Origin of the sequence: Nocardioides kribbensis, assembly GCF_015070375.1 — a bacterium.
GTDB lineage: Bacteria > Actinomycetota > Actinomycetes > Propionibacteriales > Nocardioidaceae > Nocardioides > Nocardioides kribbensis.
This window is the reverse complement of sequence record NZ_JADCLL010000014.1, coordinates 1-1,081: the sequence shown is the minus strand read 5'-3', so window position 1 is coordinate 1,081 and position 1,081 is coordinate 1. Positions and strand designations below refer to the sequence as shown.

The 1,081-nt window shown below is 73.2% G+C and carries 1 protein-coding gene; it reads right to left on the bottom strand.

Annotated features, from left to right (window positions below; genetic code table 11):
• Window positions 1–1,081 (bottom strand): LUD domain-containing protein (locus IR170_RS19205; RefSeq protein ID WP_193666511.1); only part of this gene is annotated, 1,081 nt, incomplete at both ends.

Here is a 1,081-nt window from a genome sequence, read left to right as displayed (position 1 = left end):
GAGACCGGAGGCCTTCTCGACCAGGCCGAGGCGGCGGGCGTCGGTGAAGGCCCAGGCGGCGGCCTTCATGGCTACGGCCTCGGCCTTGGGCACCCGGTCGCCGCGGTGGCCGTCGACGACCTTGGAGCGCAGGTGGACCAGCACCTCGGGGATGTCGATGCGCACCGGGCAGACCTCGAAGCAGGCTCCGCACAGCGAGGAGGCGTAGGGCAGCGAGTCGGTCTGGGCGCCCGCGGCACCGCCGGGGCCCTGGGGGCCGGTGCCCTTCATCAGCGGGTTGAGGATCGCCCCGATCGGGCCGGGGTAGACCGAGCCGTAGGAGTGACCCCCGGTGCGCTCGTAGACCGGGCAGACGTTCAGGCAGGCCGAGCAGCGGATGCAGCGCAGCGCCTGGCGCCCGACCTCGTCGGCCAAGGCGTTGGTGCGCCCGTTGTCGAGCAGCACCACGTGGACCTCCTGGGGGCCGTCGCCAGGGGTGACGCCGCTCCAGGTGGAGGTGTAGGGGTTCATCCGCTCCCCGGTCGAGGAGCGCGGCAACAACCGCAGCAGCGGGTCGAGCTCGGCCCAGGTCGGCACGACCTTCTCGATGCCCACGACCGAGACGAGCACCTCGGGCAGGGTCAGGCACATCCGGCCGTTGCCCTCGGACTCCACCACGACCAGGGTCCCGGTCTCGGCGACGGCGAAGTTCGCCCCCGAGACGCCGACCTTGGCCCGCAGGAACTTCTCGCGCAGGTGCAGCCGCGCCGCACCGGCCAGCTCGGCCGGCACGTCGGTGAGGCCCTCGGGCGCGGGGCGGCCGGCCTCGCCCATGTGGTCGCGGAAGATCTCGCGGACCTCGGCGCGGTTGCGGTGGATCGCGGGCACCAGGATGTGGCTGGGCAGGTCGTCCCCGAGCTGCACGATCAGCTCGGCCAGGTCGGTCTCCCAGGCCGCGATCCCCTCGGCGGCCAGGGCGGTGTTGAGGTCGATCTCGGCGGTCGCCATCGACTTGACCTTCACGACCTCCTCGACCCCGTGGCTCCTCGCGACCTGCGCGACGATCGCGCAGGCCTCGGCGGCGTCGCGCGCCCAGTGCACC